This is a genomic window from Seleniivibrio sp. (genome assembly GCF_021209385.1).
Classification (GTDB): Bacteria; Chrysiogenota; Deferribacteres; order Deferribacterales; family Geovibrionaceae; genus Seleniivibrio.
On record NZ_JAJOIL010000007.1, the window covers coordinates 59,818 to 77,699 of the forward strand.

A 17,882-nucleotide genomic window follows, 5' to 3' on the forward strand; every position below is an offset into this window, starting at 1 on the left:
TTTGCGGAGGAAAAACGTGAAGATACAAGCATATTTACTTTCAATTTTCATTTTAACGGCAGGCGCGGCAAAGGCTGAAACGGTAGATATTGACGCTCTCACCGAAACCGCCCTTTCAAAAAATATAAAACTGGAATCCATGAAATACGGCGTAAGTGCGTCGGAAAATGCAGAGGTTTATTCTGGAAGCCTTACAGACCCGATGGTGAGCCTCGGCTTGGTCAACGAAGGAACCAACTATACCGTCGGTCAGGCGGGAATGTCCCGTTATACCGTGATGGTGAGCCAGATGTTTCCGTTCTTCGGAAAGCTGGGCGCTAAACAGACAGAGGCGAAATATAAAACTCAGGCTCTGCGCGAAAGTGTCCGTGCCGAAAAACTGGAGGTCATCAATTCAGTAAGGTCACTTTATCTTGACCTTTATAACATTCAGGAATCGAAAAAACTGCTGAACACAAAAATGAGGCTGATCCAGATGACGGAAAGCTCCGCACAGGCGAAATACAGCTCCGGCATGATGGATTCTAAAGACGTTCTCATGGTTCAGCGTGAAAAATATATGGTGATGGAAGCACTTGAGATGATGAACGAGAAAGAGCGGATGCTTAAGACCTCGCTTGCACACATCACAGGAAAGGATTCGGACGATTTCGGTGAGTTTGCACTTCTGCCCGACAGAGAGGGTGAACTCGACGTTCAGGCGCTTTATAAGATGGCAGTGGAAAGCTCCGTCACTCTTAAAAGCATGGAGAACGAGGTCAACGCAATGGCGGCGAACGTAAAGATGAAGGAGCTTGAAAAATATCCTGATTTCACAGTCACCCTCGGTTATGAACCCAGACCCGGCTATACAATGTCCGATGTCTATTCAGCAAGCATAGGGTTCAACATTCCGCTTTATTACAGCAGCCGTCAGCTTCCCGCCATAAACGAGGCGAAGGCGCAGAAGCTGAAAGCAGATACGGTCTACAGCAACATGCGCCACGAGCTTAGAAGCATGCTTACGGAGCTTGTTGCAAATGCGGATTCATCAAAACGCATAATGGACATATATCAGTCAGGTATTTCCGCCAAAGCTGACCAGACAAGAGACGCCGCACTTGCCGCATATAAACAGGGCAGAGGCAACGCATCGGACGTTATCGCGGCGGTTAACACTTCTGTTGAATACAAAATGAAATATCTCGAAAAATATTCCGAGAGAGAAAAGAGCCTCAGCAGGCTCAACGTGCTTACGGGAGGAAAGCTCTATGGAACGATCATCGAGGATTAAGATATACGCAATGACATTTCTTGCCGCTCTTGCGCTGGCTATGCCTGCGTTTGCGGATGAGTTTGATATATTTGACGAGCAGAAGCTTCTTGAGATAAAACCGGCAATCCTGCAAAAGATGGGAGTGCGCCTTACAAAAGTTAAATACGGCGACAGTACAAAATCAATAAAACTGCCCGGTATCGTGAATACCGACGAGACTTCAACCTTTACCGTTAACACAAAGTTCGGCGGCTGGATAGAGAGGCTCTATCTGGATTATACAGGCAAAACAGTGGGCAAAGGCGCGAAAATAGCGGAAATATACAGCCCCGAAATGGTTGCCGCACAGGAGGAATACCTTTCGTTCCTGCGTCATGCCAACGGGTTTAAAACCCAGCAGGATTCATACGGCGGTGTGTTTGCCGACGATGCGAAACAGCTTGCCGCCGGCGCGCGTGCAAGGCTTAAATACTGGGATATGAGCGAGGCGCAGATACGCGAACTTGAGCGCACGGGTAAAACGCGCCGTACTGTTTCAGTATACAGCCCGTCCAACGGCTACGTTCTGGCGAAGAACGTTTCCGCGGGTATGATGGTTCAGCCCGGAATGGCTCTTTTCACTCTGGCATCAACCGACAGAATGTGGGTTATTGCCGACGTGTATGAAGAGGATATGAAATTCATCCGGCAGGGTGCCACAGCTAAGTTTACGCTGTCAAGCCAGCCTAATGTCGCTTTTGACATAAAGGCGGATTACATATATCCCGAAGTTTCACCAAATACAAGAACGCTCAAGGTTCGTTTTCCCGTGGTCAACCGCGGAAACAAACTTAAACCCGCGATGTACGGTGATATAACTCTTAACGTTAAATCAGGAAAGATACTTAAGGTTGAAGAGGATGCCGTTATCGACGACGGAAAACGCAAGATAGTTTTCGTTTCAAAGGGCGAGGGCAAGTTTGAACCCCGCGAAATAGTGACAGGCGTGAAAGCCGACGGTTTTTATGAGATACGCCGCGGGCTTAAAGCCAATGACGTTGTTGCCAGAGGCGCGAACTTCCTTCTGGATTCCGAGGCACAGCTTAAAGGTATCAACCCCGTCAAGGTGCAGTAATGATAGAGAAACTTATCGGTTTTTCCGCCAGAAACAAGTTTCTGGTGATACTGTTTATTCTGGCGGCAGTGGGCGCAGGGTTGTGGTCTGCTAAAAAGACCCCTCTGGATGCAATACCCGACCTGAGCGACGTTCAGGTCATAGTTTTCACCGAATGGTCAGGGCGCTCCCCCGACCTTGTGGAAGACCAGATAACCTACCCCATCGTCAGCAGTCTGCTGGCGGCTCCGAAGGTTAAGGTGGTAAGGGGTTATTCGTTCTTCGGATTCTCCTACGTTTACGCCATTTTCGACGACGGAACGGATATCTACTGGGCGCGCAGCCGTGTTCTTGAGAACATAAGCAAGATAAGCGGAAAACTGCCGCCGAACGTCAGCCCCGCTCTGGGACCCGATGCGACTGGCGTAGGCTGGGTGTATCAGTATGCGCTGGTGGACAAATCCGGCAAACATAACCTCAGTGAACTGCGGTCATATCAGGACTGGTATCTGAAGTACGCTCTTGAAGAGGTAAAAGGTGTTGCGGAAGTAGCATCTGTGGGCGGACACGTCAAAGAATACCAGATAAACATAGATCCCGACAAACTCCGCGGATACGGCATAAGCCTGAACCAGCTTGTTAAAGCGGTGCGCGACAGCAACCGCGACACGGGCGGGCGCTCCGTTGAGCTTTCCGGCAGAGACTTCATGGTCAAGGGTATCGGATATATCAAAAATCTGGACGATATCCGCAACATAGTCATCAAAAACGACGGAATGGGCGTTCCCGTGCTTGTCAGTGACGTTGCATCTGTTGAAACAGGACCCACCATGCGAAGAGGCATAGCCGACTTTAACGGCGACGGCGAAGCTGTCGGCGGCGTTGTGGTCATGCGCTACGGCGAAAACGCACTCAACGTAATCAACAATGTTAAAGCCAAAATAGAAACCCTGAAATCGTCACTTCCCGAAGGTGTTGAGCTGGTTCCCGTATACGACCGCTCAACTCTCATCGTGGATTCCATAAAGACACTGCGCGACAAACTTATCGAGGAGATAATCATTGTCAGTCTCGTGTGCATAGTGTTCCTGTTCCATTTCCGTTCGGCGCTGGTGGCGATACTCACGCTTCCCGTGGCAATTGTGATGTCGTTCATCATGTTCCGCTGGCTTGGCATCACATCAAACATCATGTCGCTTGGCGGTATAGCTATTGCAATCGGTGCAATGGTGGATGCGGCGATAGTTATGGTTGAGAATGCTCACAAACAGCTTGAGCATAATCCCGATGCGAACAGGGTAGAGGTGATTATCGCCGCCGCGCAGAAGGTGGGCAAGCCGCTCTTCTTCTCGCTTCTGATAATCACCGTGTCTTTCCTTCCCGTTTTCGCTCTTGAAGCGCAGGAAGGCAGGCTGTTCAAGCCACTTGCATATACAAAGACCTTTTCAATGCTGTTTGCGTCCATCCTTTCGGTGACGCTGGTTCCGGCACTTATGGTCATATTCATAAAAGGAAAGATACGCCACGAGCAGGATAACCCTATAACCAAGGCGCTGGTGTTTCTGTATAACCCGTTCGTGCAGTTCGCACTGAAATACAGATATTTTGTAATGGCGCTGGCGGTGGTATCTCTTGCCGCAACCTATCCCATAGTTAAAAAACTCGGCTCGGAGTTTATGCCCGTACTGAACGAAGGCGCCATTTTCTATATGCCGACCACTCTGCCGGGGATATCCGCATCCGAGGCGGCAAAGAGCTTACAGGCGCAGAACGAGCTGATAAAGAGCGTTCCTGAAGTTGACACCGTTTTCGGAAAGGCGGGCAACGCAACCACAGCCACAGACCCTGCCGGTCTCTCAATGGCAGAGACGGTCATTACCCTTAAACCCCACGACCAGTGGCGCAAAGGCATGACGTTTGAAAAGCTCATAGACGAGATGAACGAAAAGGTGAAGGTTGCAGGCTGGGTGAACTCGTGGACCATGCCCATCAAAGCCCGTATAGACATGCTTTCAACAGGCATCAAAACGCCTGTGGGGATCAAAGTGTTCGGCCCCGACCCTGCGAAACTTCAGGAGATTGGACAGGAGCTTGAAACGTCGCTCATGAGAGTTGACGGCACAAGAAGTGTCTATTCCGAGCGTACCGACGGCGGATACTATCTTTATATCGAGCCCGACATGTTCAAAATGTCCAGATACGGCATAACCGTTGAGGATGTCAACATGGTCATAGAATCTGCCATAGGCGGTATGCCTGTCACAAAAACAGTTGAAGGCAGGGAACGTTACCCCGTTGCAGTACGCTATAAAAAAGCGTTCAGAAACGATGTCGAGTCCATAAAGAACGTGCTTGTCCCCGTTGGCGGCATGAACGGGCAGGCAAACTATATTCCCCTCGGCGATATAGCGAACGTCTATCTGAAGTCAGGTCCCGACATGCTGAAAGAGGAGAACGGAATGTTGGTCTCCTATGTATATGTCGACCTGCAGCAGGGACTTGACGTAGGCAGTTATGTTAAGAAAGCTATTGCAGAGGTTGACAACACTATAAAGCTTCCGCAGGGGTATACTCTCAAATGGAGCGGTGAATATGAGTCAATGCAGAGGGTTAAAGAGAAGCTGAAACTTGCCGTTCCGCTCACGCTGGGACTGATATTCATGCTTCTGTATCTCAACTTCCGCTCGGTGACAAAAACTGCGATAGTCATGCTTTCAGTACCTTTTGCACTGGTTGGCGGATTCCTCTACCTGTATTTTCTGGGCTACAACATGTCCGTTGCGGTCTGGGTGGGGCTTATAGCCCTTGCGGGGGTGTCAGCGGAGACGGGGGTTGTTATGATAGTCTATCTGGACGAGGCGTTTGACGAATGGAAGGCGCGGGGACAGATGAACAATGACGAAGACCTCAAGGCTGCCGTTGTTTACGGAGCAGTGCAGAGAGTGCGTCCGAAGATAATGACCGTGGCGACGCTTATCATCGGTCTGGTGCCTATCATGTGGGCAACGGGAAGCGGTGCGGACGTTATGAAGCGTATCGCGGCACCAATGATCGGCGGTATGGTCACGTCAACCATTCTGACCCTTATAATCATACCAGCTCTATATTTCTCATGGAAAAAGTGGGAAATTAAAAAGCAAACAGTATAAATCATTTGCCCCTTTTGCAAACTCAAAAGGGGCTTTTCTTTTAAAATAATCTGTTGACACAAAACGTTTCGTGGAGTATTGTTCATTCATCTAGTAAATCTATAGGTAATATGATAAATAGAGGAGAGGATAATATGGCAAGGATAGCAAACACACTGACAGACCTGATAGGAAACACACCCCTGCTCAAAATAAACAGAGCGGCAGAAGGAGCCGGAGCGGAGATAGTTGCGAAGGTTGAATCTTTCAACCCCGGCGGAAGCGTTAAAGACCGCATCGGTTTCGCAATGATCGAAGACGCGGAGAAGAAAGGGCTTATAACAAAAGACACAGTTATCATCGAACCCACAAGCGGTAACACAGGTATCGCGCTGGCGCTTGTTTCTGCGGCTCGCGGTTACAAACTAATCCTGACTATGCCCGAAACAATGAGCGTTGAACGCCGTTCACTGCTTAAGGCTTACGGAGCGGAGATAGTTCTCACCCCCGGCGCACTGGGCATGAAAGGTGCTGTTCAGAAAGCGGAGGAACTTGCTGCGGAAACACCCAATTCGTTCGTTCCTCAGCAGTTCAACAACCTTGCCAACCCTGCTATACACAGGGCTACCACAGCGGAAGAGATCTGGAGAGACACAGACGGCAAAGTTGACATAGTTGTGGGTGGCGTGGGTACAGGCGGAACGATCACTGGTATCGGTCAGGTGCTTAAAGGGCGAAAAGCAGACCTTCATGTTGTTGCTGTCGAACCCGTTGAATCACCCGTTCTTTCAGGCGGAAATCCCGGTCCTCACAAAATTCAGGGTATCGGTGCAGGTTTTGTTCCCGGTGTACTGGACAGAGAAGTTATATCCGAGATCTATCAGGTGCAGAGTGAAGAGGCTCTTGTCGCCGCACGCAAACTGGCGAAAGAGGACGGTCTTCTGGTGGGTATCTCATCCGGCGCGGCTTTCCATGCGGCATACGAGATATCAAAAAGACCTGAGAACAAAGGCAAGCTGATAGTGGTTATTCTGCCCGACACAGGTGAAAGATATCTCTCCACAGTTCTTTTCAACGAGGTAACTGCGTGATAGAGTGTCTGAGCAAAAGTTTATAACTTTTGACATCATGTTTTGGGGATATAAATGGCAGAAAAAGAGATAATTAAAGATTGCTCCGTTTGCGGCTCGCTTAATTGCTATAAAAGGGACAAGAACTTCTCAAAAAACTGTCCCACGGAGAATCTTGATGCTGAGCTGAATGACAGTTCGTTCAGAGAGTATTTCGATGATGAGTTCACTGCGAAGGCCTCCAGAGTTTCGGCGGAGGTCGAAGGCAAGTTTTACGGGAAGATAACCCGCATTGAAGAGATAGCGGAATTTGCATCCCGCATGGGGTACAAAACTCTCGGCGTAGCCTCCTGTGTGGGGCTGGCGAAAGAGACGGCGGTATTCGCCAGGTTTCTCAGGGGCAAGGGCTTCACCGTACACGATTTTGTGTGCAAGGTAGGCTCCAGAGACAAGACGGAAAGCGGTATTCCCGAAGAACACAAGATAGCGCCCGGAAATTTTGAAGCGATGTGCAACCCCGTGCTTCAGGCACAACTTCTGGCTGAACACGGGACAGAGTTTAATATAATAGTGGGGCTTTGCGTGGGGCATGATTCAATATTCATACACCACTCCAAGGCTCCCGTTACATACTTTATTGTGAAAGACCGCGTGCTGGCGCACAATCCGGCGGCGGCGGTCTATACCTGCGGTTCATATTATAAAAGGATTTTTGATTAAAAATTAACGGGGAAAAACATGAATATCGAAACGAGGCTTGCCCATTCGGGCAGCAGACGCGACCCTGCCACCGGAGCCGTGACGGTACCGGTGTACAATTCGGCGACATACAGGCACCCTGCGCTTGGGCAGAGTACGGGATATGATTACTCCCGCTCGAAAAATCCCACCAGACAGGCGCTTGAGGATGCCATAGCAGATGCGGAGGACGGAGCGAGGGGGCTTGCCTTCTCATCCGGTCTGGCGGCTATCGACAACGTGATAAGACTGCTTAAGCCGAACGACAGGATAATCGTTACGGAAGACCTTTACGGCGGAACCTACAGACTGTTTCAACAGGTTTATTCCGTTTACGGGATTCAGGCGGTATATGTTGATACGTCAGACATTGCGGCTGTAGAAGAGGCGCTTAAAGACAGCGCCGTAAAAATGATATTCATAGAAAACCCCACAAACCCCATGCTTAAAGTTGCAGATATAAAAGCTATTTCGGCGGCGGCATCCGCAAAAGGTGTACTGACTGTGGTGGACAATACGTTTTTGTCTCCCTGCCTGCAAAATCCGCTCAGTCTCGGTGCGGATGTCGTTCTGCACAGCGCCACAAAATACCTCGGCGGTCACAACGATGTGGTGGCGGGTGTTCTTGTGACAAAAGATGCTGAACTGGGCGAAAAACTGGCTTTCTTTCAGAATGCTGTGGGTTCGGTTCTGGGTCCCAACGATGCGTGGCTTGTCCTTCGCGGAATGAAGACCCTGCATCTCAGGGTGAAACAGCAGGAGCAGAACGCACTTGAGATTGCAAAATTCCTTGAACAGCATCCGCTGGTGACAAAGGTGAATTACCCCGGACTTAAAACCCACTCCGGTCACACGCTTCTGAAAAGTCAGGCGAAGGGGTTCGGCGCGATGGTTTCTTTTGAGGTGAAAGATCCTTCTTTGGTGCCTTCGGTGCTTGAACGTGTTAAAGTGTTTCTGTTTGCGGAGAGCCTTGGCGGTGTGGAATCGCTGATAACGTTTCCCGCTGTGCAGACCCATGCCGACATTGAGCCTGAGATACGCGAAAGGCTTGGAGTTTCAGACAGACTTTTAAGAATATCCGTCGGTGTGGAGAACGTCGAAGACCTTATAAACGACCTTGCACAGGCGCTTCAGGGAGGCATAGATGGCTAAGAAGAAAGCGGGAAAAAACACCAGACTTGTTCATAACGGATTCGGCATTGATCCTGCCACCGGAGCATTGAGCGTGCCGCTCATCCACGCATCCACATTTGCGCAGGTTTCTGCTGACAGTTTCGGAAGGTATGATTATTCCCGTTCGGGAAACCCAACCAGAGAGGCGCTTGAAACCATCATAGCCGAGCTTGAAAGCGGCAGTCACGGGTATGCGTTCGCATCGGGAATGGCGGCGATATCGGCAGTTCTGATGATATTTTCCCCCGGCGATCATATAGTCGTCTGCGAGGACGTGTACGGCGGAACGTGGCGCGTGCTGACCGGACTTCTGTCCAGATTCGGCATAGAGGCGACCTTTGCAGACGCCACGTCTGTGGAAGCTTTTGAGGCGGCAATAAAGCCCAATACAAAGGCACTCTATCTGGAAACACCATCCAATCCCCTGCTTAAGATAACAGACCTTAAGGCAATGGCTGATCTGGCGAAGAAACACGGACTTATATCAATTGTGGATAACACTTTTATGAGTCCGTATCTGCAAAGACCCATCGAGCTTGGATGCGATATTGTTGTCCACAGCGGAACTAAGTTCATCAACGGTCACAGCGACGTGCTTTGCGGGTTCGCGGTGACAGCGGATAAAGATCTTGCCAAACGCATTAAATACATCCAGAACGCTGTTGGTTCCGTACTGCCTCCCAACGACTGCTGGCTGGTGATACGCGGACTGAAAACCCTCGGCGTGCGGCTTGAGGCGGGGCAGCGTTCCGCAGGTATCATAGCGGAAGCACTGTCTAAGCATCCGAAGGTCAAAAAAGTATATTATCCGGGGCTTGAGAGCCATCCGGGATATGAGATAAACAAAAAACAGGCTGACGGTGCAGGAGCCGTGCTGTCTTTCGAGCTTGAAACCCCCGAACTTGCCCATAAACTGCTGGAAAATGCAAAATATGCGGCGTTTGCTGTGAGCCTCGGCGGTGTTGAGAGTATTATCTCCTACCCCGCGAAGATGTCCCATGCGGCAATGCCTGCGGAAGAACGTGCGGCAAGGGGGATAAGCGACAGTCTTGTTCGGTTGTCTCTGGGTGTTGAAGATGCCGAGGATATTCTTAATGATATTCTTAACATAATCGAACTGTACTGTAAAAAGAAATGATAGAAAAAATATATGAAAAGGCGCTTGGCGGCGGGCTGATATGCCTCAGCGAAGCCTGCGCACTGATAGACGGCGACCTTGAAGGGGTCATGGGCTATGCCCGCAGGCTGCGTGACAGGTTCACTGGGAAAACGGTTAAAACCTGTGCCATTGTGAATGCAAGAAGCGGACATTGCAGTGAAGACTGTGTTTTCTGCGCTCAGTCTTCTCATTACGGCACAAAAGCTCCAGTATTTCCGTTCATTGATATCGCCGAGATCGAAAAAGCGGCAAAACGCGTCAAAGAGCTTGGAGTTGAGCGGTTCAGCATAGTTTCAAGCGGACTTTCGCCCACGCCGGAAGAATTTTTGAAGATAAAACAGGCGGTGTCGCTGGTCTCCTCAATTGGTCTGCAAACCGATATATCTGTCGGGTGCCTGTCTTATGAACAGCTTAAAGAGCTTAAAAAGGCGGGGCTTGATTCGTATCACCACAACCTTGAGACCTCTCGGAGCTTTTTCCCGGAGATATGCACCACCCACAGCTACGACGACGACGTGAACGCTGTTAAAGAGGCTCTGCGGGCAGGGATAGACGTATGCAGCGGAGGGATATTCGGCATAGGTGAGAACTGGGAACACAGATACGAACTTGCGGTTCTCCTGCGTGAGCTTGGCGTGCAGTCAGTGCCGATAAACTTCCTGAACCCTGTTGCGGGCACTCCGAAAGAGGGCACAGACGTGCTTTTGGAAGAGGAGGCGATGCGCATAATCGCCGTTTACAGGTTTATTCTTCCCGACCGTACGCTTCGTGTTTGCGGTGGACGCAATGCAGTTTTTAAGGCAGACAGCGCCATGAAGATTTTCTCAGCCGGAGCCAGCGGTATGATGGTGGGTGACTATCTCACTGTTAAGGGAACTGATATTTTTGAAGATATGGATTTCATTCACCGTAAACTCGATTGACAAAGATAACCTGCTGAAATAGAATTATTTTATATTCAATTTTTTCAGCGGGGTTATTGTGTTGCAAAATGTTATTTTTTTAATCTTTTTTGTTATTTTCCCTCTTTTTTCATTTGCAGACGGTCTTTCAGCAGTGCAGAAAGATTTCATTAAAAATCACGGTACGGTTAAAGTCTGTGTGGATCCCGACTGGTACCCTTTTGAGATGCTGGACGGTAATGGCGGACACATCGGCATCGGAGCCGATCTTTTGCGGCTTGCGGCTAAAAAGGCGGGTGTCAAACTTGAAATTGTCAGAACAGCCGATTGGGATGAAAGCTTAACGTTCTCCCAGAGCGGCAGATGTGAGGTTTTGAGTTTTCTTAACAGCACGCCGGAACGCGACACATGGCTGAATTTCACCCGACCCGTATTCACAGACATCAACGTATTCGTAACCCGCGAAGAACACAGATATATCCCTGATCCTGCGGAGCTTTCCGGCGAAACAATAGTGTTTCCCAAAGGAACCGCCATGGAGGAGCTTATCCGCAGGGATTATCCTGAATTGCGTGTGCTGACATGCGAGAGCGAGAGGGATGCTTTTCAGATGGTTTCCGACAGAAAAGCCGACATGACAATGCGTTCGCTGATAATGGCGGCGTATACCATTAAAGAAAAAGGGCTTTTTAATCTAAAAATATCAGGACAGCTCCCTGACTATACGAACGAACTGAGAATAGGCATTATCAAAAGCGAACCTGCTCTGGCGGAGATACTGGATTTTGGCGTTTTGCATATAACCAATGCAGAGAGGCAGGAGATAGTCAACAGACACATCTATATAAAAGCCGAAACTGGCACGGATTACGAACTCGTTGCGATAATTCTTGGGATCTTCGCAATCTTAGCGGTTTTGGTCGGCTTCTGGGTTGTAAGCATCCGCAGGCTGAACCGCGAGCTGGTGCGCATTTCTCAGGTTGACAGCCTTACCCAGATCAGCAACCGCACAAGGCTGGACACTATATTTGAGCAGGAGCTTGACAGAGCGCGCAGGTATGGCAGAGAACTTTCTATTTTACTTCTGGATATAGATTATTTTAAACGGATTAACGATGAGTTCGGGCATCTTGCCGGAGACCGCGTACTGAAGGATTTTGTTAAGGCGGCTAAAGACAGCATCCGCACAACGGATTTCATAGGCAGATGGGGTGGTGAGGAATTTCTTGTTATATGCCCCGAAACCGGCATTGAACAGGCAGAGCTTATAGCTGAACGTGTGAGAATAGCCGTCAGCAATTTCATGTTCCCCACAGGCAGACAGCATACTGTCAGCATAGGGGTGACTTCTTACAAAGAGGGTGATACGGCTGATATGATGCTTATGCGTGCGGATGCGGCGATGTACTGCGCAAAAAATTCAGGCAGAAACAGGATTTGCTGTAAATAGAAACAAAAAAAGCACGCAGATGCGTGCTTAAATTAGTTTTAATACGTTTTTGCCGCTTAGTTGCTGCAATTTTTGCAGACACCCTGAAGCATCACTGCGATGCGCTCATATTTGTGTCCGCTCTGTCTTTCAGCTTCCTTGAGCATGGGCGCAGTGTCGATATCCATGATATCAGATACCTCCCCGCATTTTGTACAGCAAAGATGCACATGGTCGCCTATGTTGATTTCGTAAACGGGTTTTCTTCCGTGGATGGGAACCTCTCTGAGGATGTTTTCCTCAACAAGAATGTGTATGTTCTTGTATATTGTTGCAAGGCTGACAGAGGAATATACCTCTTTAACCCTTTCGTGGAGGTCTTCGATTCCGGCGTGTCCCATTTTTCTGATCTCTTCAAGGATGAAAATCCTCTGAGGAGTGACCTTGAGTTCTTTGTCTCTTAAAATTCTGTCGTACATTGTTATTCTCCGCAAATAATTAATTAATCTCGAAAGCCAAGCAAAAAACTTGTATATTTGGTAGTAGCTATAATATTCTATGATAATAAAAAATATCAATAGTTTTTTTTGCGGAGTTAACTATGTTTATCAGAATTATAATTCTTTTATTTCTGCTTTTTTCGTCTTTCGGCGCATATGCTCAAAAGACTGTAACCGTGTCTACTACACAGATATACGATATAACGAAAAATATAGCGGGAGATGATATCCGCGTGCTTTCTATTCTTGCTCCGGGGCAGGATCCGCACACATATACCCCTGTTCCTGCGGACATGGACAAGGTTAAATCCAGCGACCTGCTTATCGAAAACGGTTTTCACCTTGAGGGGAAAAACTGGATGAGATCGCTGGCTATTGACGCAAAAAAACCAATAGTAACAGCTACTGACGGAATTCAGCCCCTCACCCTTGAAACCGGCGGGGAAAAGATAAAAGATCCCCATTCATGGTTCACACCTGCAAATGCCGCAGTGTATGTGAACAATATCACCCGCGCACTCATTAAACTTTCCCCTGAAAACAAAGATAATTTCATCATGCGGGCAAGGCTTTACCTTGCACAGCTTCGCGCGCTTGATTCCTGGATACGCAAGGAGGTCTCCGTCATTCCGCCTGCAAAACGGATACTTGTGACAAACCACGATGCGTTCGGGTATTTTGCACATGAATACGGATTTGTGAACACTGCGCCCGTTGGCTGGTCTACAGGTGGTGAGGTCGGCGGCGGTGTTACGCCCCAGAGACGCGAGGCGGCGGTGAACTCCATCAGACAGCACAACGTTAAAACCATTTTTGTGGAGACCACCATCAACCCGAAACTCATCCGCGAGATAGCAAAGGATGCGGGAGTTACAGTCGGCGGAACGCTCTATTCCGATTCCATGGGCGATTCAGGTACACCCGGCGAAACATACATAGGCATGATGCGCGAGAATGTGTTAAAAATAGTGAGGGGGCTTAGATGAAGTTCTTACTCACCATAGCTGTTTGGATCGTCACTGCATGCATAGTTCTGTTCTTTTTCATATACAGAGGCACACAGCGCACCGAAACAGACCACACGCAGTTTTCTGCTGAGCGGGAAATAACTATGGATATCACGACGACCTTTGCCACGGCGAAAGATCCCTTTGCCCTTGATATAGGTGAAAAAACGAAAGGATTTTCCGTCCTTCTGGACGGCAAAAAGATATATGAGACCGACAGCGGCATATCCAAAGGTGTTCCGCTGGAACTCAAGGCTGCGCACATTGCAGACGGAAAACACGAGATAACCGTGAACGCAAGCCCTGTTTCAGACGGAGGAGCGAATGCGGTACGCATCCGTGCGCTTGAAAACGGGATCGTGATAAGCGAAGAGACGCAGTGGTTTGACGACGGGCAGGATATCGTTGCCGCTCTAAGATTTGAAACAGGAAAAAATAATGGTCAGCAGTGATTATGCAATTCAGGTCAGGAACCTGACAGTAAGCTACGGTCCCAAACCTGCGCTTCTGGATGTGAGCTTTATGATACAGAAGGGCGAGCTTGTTGGGATAATCGGACCCAACGGGGCGGGCAAATCCACTCTGATGAAAGCTATGCTGGGGTTTGTGAAAAGGGACATAGGCGAGGTTCTTGTGTTCGGAAAACCTGTTGAGCAGACCCGCGGGATGATAGCCTACGTCCCTCAGCGCGGAACCGTGGACTGGGATTTCCCCGTCACGGTTGCGGACGTTGCCATGATGGGGCGTTACGGGCATCTCGGCTGGTGGAGAAATCCTTCTAAGGCTGATGTTGAGATAGTTGACAAATGTCTTGAGATGGTTCGGATGAGCGATTTCAAAAAACGTCAGATAGGTCAGCTTTCCGGCGGTCAGCAGCAGAGGGTTTTCATGGCGCGGGCATTGGCGCAGGGGGCTCAGATACTCTTGCTGGACGAGCCGTTCGCGGGTGTTGACGCCGCGACGGAGAGCGCTATTCTTGACGTTCTGGCGGAGGCAAAGAAGGCGGGCATAACCCTTGTGGTGGTGCATCATGACCTTGCCACCGCTTCAGAATATTTTGATAAACTGCTTCTGGTTAAGCAGAGGCTTTATGCCGCAGGTCCTCCCGATCTGGTTTTCAGACAGGAGCTTCTTTCCGAAGTTTACGAAGGCAGGCTGAAGGTTTTCACCGACCTTCTGAAAGGGTGACGGCATGGATACATTATATACACTGTTCATAGACCCGCTTACGAAGATATATTTTTTAAAGGCGCTTGCGGGAGGCAGTATCGTTGCCATCGTTTGCGCCGTTACAGGATGTCTTGTTATTCTGCAAAGGATGGCGTTTCTTGGTGATGCCCTTTCACACGCCATGATAGCAGGCGTCGGCGCTGGGTACCTTTTCATGAAGCTGGTGTTCGGGGTTGAGGCGGCGGCGGGCGCAATGCTCGTGGGTTCGCTTATTTCCGCATTCATCACAGTGTTTATGATAGGCTTTGTTGCAAAGGTTTCACGGATAAAAGAGGATGCGTCCATTGGCATAATGTATACGGGTGTGTTTGCGGCGGGTGTGGTGCTTGTTTCCGTGTTCGGGAAATATATACACATAGACCTTATGCATTTCATAATGGGGGACATTCTCGGTATCTCGGATTTTGACATGGTGGTTTCCGCCATAGTTTCAGCCGCTGTGCTTTCTGTCATCATATTGTTCTTCCGTTACTTCAAAATAACCAGTTTCGATCCCGTTATGGCGGCGTCCATAGGGATTCCGGTTCTGTTGTTCAAATACGTTTTTACAGGATGCGTTTCCCTCATAGTCGTTTCCGCAGTGAGCATGGTCGGAGTCATACTTGTCGTCGGGCTTCTCATAACCCCCGCAGCGACTGCATATCTGCTTACGGACAGACTGGAAAAGATGATGGCTCTGGCGGCGCTGTTCGGTTTTACAAGCATACTGGGCGGGCTTTATCTGTCTGTCTGGCTCAACTCCGCAGGCGGCGGCGCTGTTATGCTTTTTGCTACGCTTCAATTCCTTGCGGTTCTGATGCTGGCGCCCAGATACGGACTGCTTGCCGACTGGCAGCGCAGGCGGAATATGGTTCCTCAGCAGGTGATAGAGGATATTATCGCCAGTATGTTCAAATCCGCCAAGCCGGTTGCTGACACGGATATAACAAAATATGTTGAGATGAAGCCCAAAATGATGAGAAACGCCATGAAATATCTCATTGAAGAGGGGCTTGCGTCAGGAACTGATATGTACGAGCTGACTGACAAGGGCAGAACCGAGGCGCTGCGACTTAAAAAAGCACACAGAGTCTGGGAAACTTATCTGCATTATATGGGGGTTCCCGACAGTGAACTTCACGAGAAAGCCCATGTGCTTGAACACTATAATGACCTTGAATCAATAGATTATATTTACGAAAAAATGGGATATCCCGATACGGATCCCCACGGGGCTAAGATACCGCCGGTATATTCCGACGGTTCGTTCTGTCTGACCGCTTTATACGGTTTTTCGGATAAGGATGTTGAGATAGTTTCGGTTGATACTGATAAGGATGTAGCTGTCGGCGATATTGTGCGGATAATCCATACGGACGACGGCTGGAGTGTGCAGAAGGACGGTGGTACGATAGATCTGACGGATTCAGAGGTCGAAAGTATGACTGTACGGTTTTTGTCATAATATTTTGATTTTTCCGCCGGAATCTGTTATCGTACTTGCTTCAAAAGGGGGCATATGTTGAGATTTATTCTACTTTCACTGATTACGGTGCTTTTTCTTTCAGGCTGCGGTTATGATTTTTACATGAACAAGCCTGTAACCAAACAGATAGTGAGTGTTACCCGCGGCGATCAGACGCTTTCGCTTGATTCCGAAGTTGCTGTGGGCAATGACTTTTTTGCGACAAAACTTAAGTCAAACTTTTTCAGAGGCTATGCAGATATAAAGTATGAGAACGGTCAGTATTATGTGAAATACCGCAATCTGCCCATCGATGAAGACAAGATTAAGCAGCTTGAAAAAGATATATACGCCATATACTTCGCGGGAGATTACCCGTACATTGCTACAAGTAAGATGTTCGGCAAAACAACCATGTCCGGCAGAACAAAGACAGTTTACGATACGGACGGTTACGAGCTTTACAAGGTGACGTATTCAAACAATCAGATATATCTTTACAACAACTTAATGGAGTATTCCATTGTAATAGATGTGGGTGCCGACTCGTGGGGTCAAAACTGATTGACAGACGGTATCGGCTGAATTATTTATGATACGGTTAAGACCGTTTAGAGGTGGTTGTATGAAAAAACTGTTATTATTGGCGGTTCTTGCTTCGTTCCTCGTTCTTCCCGGCTGTTCAAAAAAGAAGGAAGAGGAAGCGAAAGCTCCTGAGGCGAAATCCGCAGAAGCGGCTTTACCCGCAGGAAAAGACATCAGAGCGGCGTTTGTTTATGTCGGACCTGTCGGCGATGGCGGATGGACATTTGCACATGACCTCGGCAGACAGATGATGGCAAAACTTCCCTATGTGAAGGACGTTACATTCATCGAATCAGTTCCGGAAGGCGCTGAATCCACAAGGATAATCACCAGTCTTGCACAGAAAGGCTATAACCTGATATTTACAACCAGCTTCGGCTATATGGATCCCACCATCGAAGTTGCGGCAAAATTCCCCGACGTTGTGTTCATGCACTGCTCCGGCTACAAATCTGCCGAGAACGTGGGAACATACTTCGGACGTATTTACCAGCCCCGCTACCTTGCGGGTATGGTGGCGGGTAAAATGACAAAGAGCAACATCATCGGCTATGTTGCGGCTTTCCCAATTCCCGAAGTTATCAGAGGCATCAACGCCTTCACACTCGGCGTACGCAGTGTTAACCCCAAAGCAGTTGTCAAAGTTGTCTGGACACAGACGTGGTTTGACCCCGGCAAAGAGCGCGATGCGGCAGAATCCCTGCTTGATGTGAAAGCAGACGTCATTACTATGCACCAGGATACTCCCGCACCTCTTCAGGCTGCTGAAAAACGCGGCGCATTCGCCATCGGTTATAACTCCGACATGGCTTCACAGATACCCGGCGCATGGCTCACTGCTCCCGTCTGGAACTGGGGAACCCTGTATGAAGAGATAGCAAAAGAGGTTCACGAAGGCACTTGGAAGTCCAGCAAGATATGGTACGGACTTGAACATAACCTTGTTGACCTTGCACCCATGAGCAAACTTGTTCCTGCCGACGTTCAGGAAATCGTTAACGCGAAAAAAGCTGAACTTGCATCAGGCAAGGACGAGATATTCATGGGACCCATCAAGGACAATACTGGCAAGGTTGTTGTTGAAGCAGGAAAGACCCTTACCGACGACGAGAAACTCAGCATGAACTTCCTCGTTGAAGGTGTTCAGGGTACCATCCCCAAATAACTAT

General features: G+C 48.9%; 16 protein-coding genes. 15 read left to right on the forward strand and 1 reads right to left on the reverse strand.

Annotated features, from left to right (window positions below; genetic code table 11):
• Positions 1-16 precede the first annotated feature (16 nt).
• The 9 genes from LRY47_RS02040 to LRY47_RS02080 all read left to right on the forward strand — a co-directional run bounded on the left by LRY47_RS02040 (position 17) and on the right by LRY47_RS02080 (position 11,968).
• Positions 17-1,273, forward strand: a complete 1,257-nt coding sequence (locus LRY47_RS02040) for a TolC family protein (RefSeq protein ID WP_295222062.1) — start codon at positions 17-19, stop codon at positions 1,271-1,273.
• Positions 1,251-2,369, forward strand: coding sequence for an efflux RND transporter periplasmic adaptor subunit (locus LRY47_RS02045; protein WP_295222063.1), 1,119 nt, complete (start codon positions 1,251-1,253; stop codon positions 2,367-2,369). The genes LRY47_RS02040 and LRY47_RS02045 overlap by 23 nt, the downstream gene beginning before the upstream one ends.
• Positions 2,369-5,497 carry a CusA/CzcA family heavy metal efflux RND transporter gene (locus tag LRY47_RS02050; RefSeq protein WP_295222065.1) on the forward strand — a complete coding sequence of 1,043 codons (3,129 nt, stop codon included), beginning with the start codon at positions 2,369-2,371 and terminating at the stop codon, positions 5,495-5,497. The genes LRY47_RS02045 and LRY47_RS02050 overlap by 1 nt, the downstream gene beginning before the upstream one ends.
• A gap of 134 nt (positions 5,498-5,631) precedes the next feature.
• Positions 5,632-6,567, forward strand: a complete 936-nt coding sequence (cysK, locus tag LRY47_RS02055; protein WP_295222067.1) for a cysteine synthase A — start codon at positions 5,632-5,634, stop codon at positions 6,565-6,567.
• Positions 6,568-6,621: 54 nt separating this feature from the next.
• Complete coding sequence (locus LRY47_RS02060) at positions 6,622-7,266, forward strand: DUF1847 domain-containing protein (RefSeq protein ID WP_295222069.1); 645 nt, start codon at positions 6,622-6,624, stop codon at positions 7,264-7,266.
• A gap of 18 nt (positions 7,267-7,284) precedes the next feature.
• Complete coding sequence (locus LRY47_RS02065) at positions 7,285-8,436, forward strand: PLP-dependent aspartate aminotransferase family protein (RefSeq protein WP_295222071.1); 1,152 nt, start codon at positions 7,285-7,287, stop codon at positions 8,434-8,436.
• The gene (locus LRY47_RS02070) at positions 8,429-9,595 is read left to right on the forward strand and encodes an aminotransferase class V-fold PLP-dependent enzyme (RefSeq protein WP_295222074.1); all 1,167 of its coding nucleotides are present in this window, start codon (positions 8,429-8,431) and stop codon (positions 9,593-9,595) included. The genes LRY47_RS02065 and LRY47_RS02070 overlap by 8 nt, the downstream gene beginning before the upstream one ends.
• Positions 9,592-10,539, forward strand: coding sequence for a biotin synthase BioB (bioB, locus tag LRY47_RS02075; RefSeq protein ID WP_295222076.1), 948 nt, complete (start codon positions 9,592-9,594; stop codon positions 10,537-10,539). The genes LRY47_RS02070 and bioB overlap by 4 nt, the downstream gene beginning before the upstream one ends.
• A 133-nt stretch (positions 10,540-10,672) precedes the next feature.
• Entirely contained in the window at positions 10,673-11,968 is a 1,296-nt protein-coding gene (locus LRY47_RS02080; RefSeq protein ID WP_295222079.1) for a diguanylate cyclase, read from the forward strand.
• A gap of 56 nt (positions 11,969-12,024) precedes the next feature.
• Here the strand turns inward: LRY47_RS02080 and LRY47_RS02085 are convergent, their stop codons facing one another.
• On the reverse strand, positions 12,025-12,426 hold the full coding sequence (locus LRY47_RS02085; RefSeq protein WP_295222082.1) for a Fur family transcriptional regulator: 402 nt from the start codon (positions 12,424-12,426) through the stop codon (positions 12,025-12,027).
• A gap of 122 nt (positions 12,427-12,548) precedes the next feature.
• On the opposite strand from LRY47_RS02085, the gene LRY47_RS02090 reads away from it, so the two are divergent.
• From LRY47_RS02090 to LRY47_RS02115, 6 genes are all read left to right on the forward strand, one after another.
• Positions 12,549-13,433, forward strand: coding sequence for a zinc ABC transporter substrate-binding protein (locus LRY47_RS02090; RefSeq protein ID WP_295222083.1), 885 nt, complete (start codon positions 12,549-12,551; stop codon positions 13,431-13,433).
• Positions 13,430-13,906 carry a hypothetical protein gene (locus LRY47_RS02095; RefSeq protein ID WP_295222085.1) on the forward strand — a complete coding sequence of 159 codons (477 nt, stop codon included), beginning with the start codon at positions 13,430-13,432 and terminating at the stop codon, positions 13,904-13,906. The genes LRY47_RS02090 and LRY47_RS02095 overlap by 4 nt, the downstream gene beginning before the upstream one ends.
• Positions 13,893-14,642 (forward strand): metal ABC transporter ATP-binding protein, encoded by a 750-nt coding sequence (locus tag LRY47_RS02100; RefSeq protein WP_366043083.1) that lies wholly within the window; start codon positions 13,893-13,895, stop codon positions 14,640-14,642. The genes LRY47_RS02095 and LRY47_RS02100 overlap by 14 nt, the downstream gene beginning before the upstream one ends.
• Positions 14,643-14,646: 4 nt before the next feature.
• On the forward strand, positions 14,647-16,128 hold the full coding sequence (locus LRY47_RS02105; protein WP_295222090.1) for an iron chelate uptake ABC transporter family permease subunit: 1,482 nt from the start codon (positions 14,647-14,649) through the stop codon (positions 16,126-16,128).
• Positions 16,129-16,185: 57 nt separating this feature from the next.
• Entirely contained in the window at positions 16,186-16,692 is a 507-nt protein-coding gene (locus tag LRY47_RS02110; RefSeq protein WP_295222093.1) for a hypothetical protein, read from the forward strand.
• A 61-nt stretch (positions 16,693-16,753) separates the two neighbouring features.
• Positions 16,754-17,878, forward strand: coding sequence for a BMP family ABC transporter substrate-binding protein (locus LRY47_RS02115; RefSeq protein WP_295222096.1), 1,125 nt, complete (start codon positions 16,754-16,756; stop codon positions 17,876-17,878).
• The last annotated feature ends 4 nt before the right edge of the window (positions 17,879-17,882 follow it).

Bases quoted from the DNA above. Each gene is read 5' to 3' on its own strand.
- LRY47_RS02045 (WP_295222063.1), top strand. From the start codon at position 1,251: ATGGAACGATCATCGAGGATTAAGATATACGCAATGACATTTCTTGCC.
- LRY47_RS02050 (WP_295222065.1), top strand. From the start codon at position 2,369: ATGATAGAGAAACTTATCGGTTTTTCCGCCAGAAACAAGTTTCTGGTG.
- cysK (WP_295222067.1), top strand. From the start codon at position 5,632: ATGGCAAGGATAGCAAACACACTGACAGACCTGATAGGAAACACACCC.
- LRY47_RS02060 (WP_295222069.1), top strand. From the start codon at position 6,622: ATGGCAGAAAAAGAGATAATTAAAGATTGCTCCGTTTGCGGCTCGCTT.
- LRY47_RS02065 (WP_295222071.1), top strand. From the start codon at position 7,285: ATGAATATCGAAACGAGGCTTGCCCATTCGGGCAGCAGACGCGACCCT.
- LRY47_RS02070 (WP_295222074.1), top strand. From the start codon at position 8,429: ATGGCTAAGAAGAAAGCGGGAAAAAACACCAGACTTGTTCATAACGGA.
- bioB (WP_295222076.1), top strand. From the start codon at position 9,592: ATGATAGAAAAAATATATGAAAAGGCGCTTGGCGGCGGGCTGATATGC.
- LRY47_RS02085 (WP_295222082.1), bottom strand. From the start codon at position 12,426: ATGTACGACAGAATTTTAAGAGACAAAGAACTCAAGGTCACTCCTCAG.
- LRY47_RS02090 (WP_295222083.1), top strand. From the start codon at position 12,549: ATGTTTATCAGAATTATAATTCTTTTATTTCTGCTTTTTTCGTCTTTC.
- LRY47_RS02095 (WP_295222085.1), top strand. From the start codon at position 13,430: ATGAAGTTCTTACTCACCATAGCTGTTTGGATCGTCACTGCATGCATA.
- LRY47_RS02100 (WP_366043083.1), top strand. From the start codon at position 13,893: ATGGTCAGCAGTGATTATGCAATTCAGGTCAGGAACCTGACAGTAAGC.
- LRY47_RS02105 (WP_295222090.1), top strand. From the start codon at position 14,647: ATGGATACATTATATACACTGTTCATAGACCCGCTTACGAAGATATAT.
- LRY47_RS02115 (WP_295222096.1), top strand. From the start codon at position 16,754: ATGAAAAAACTGTTATTATTGGCGGTTCTTGCTTCGTTCCTCGTTCTT.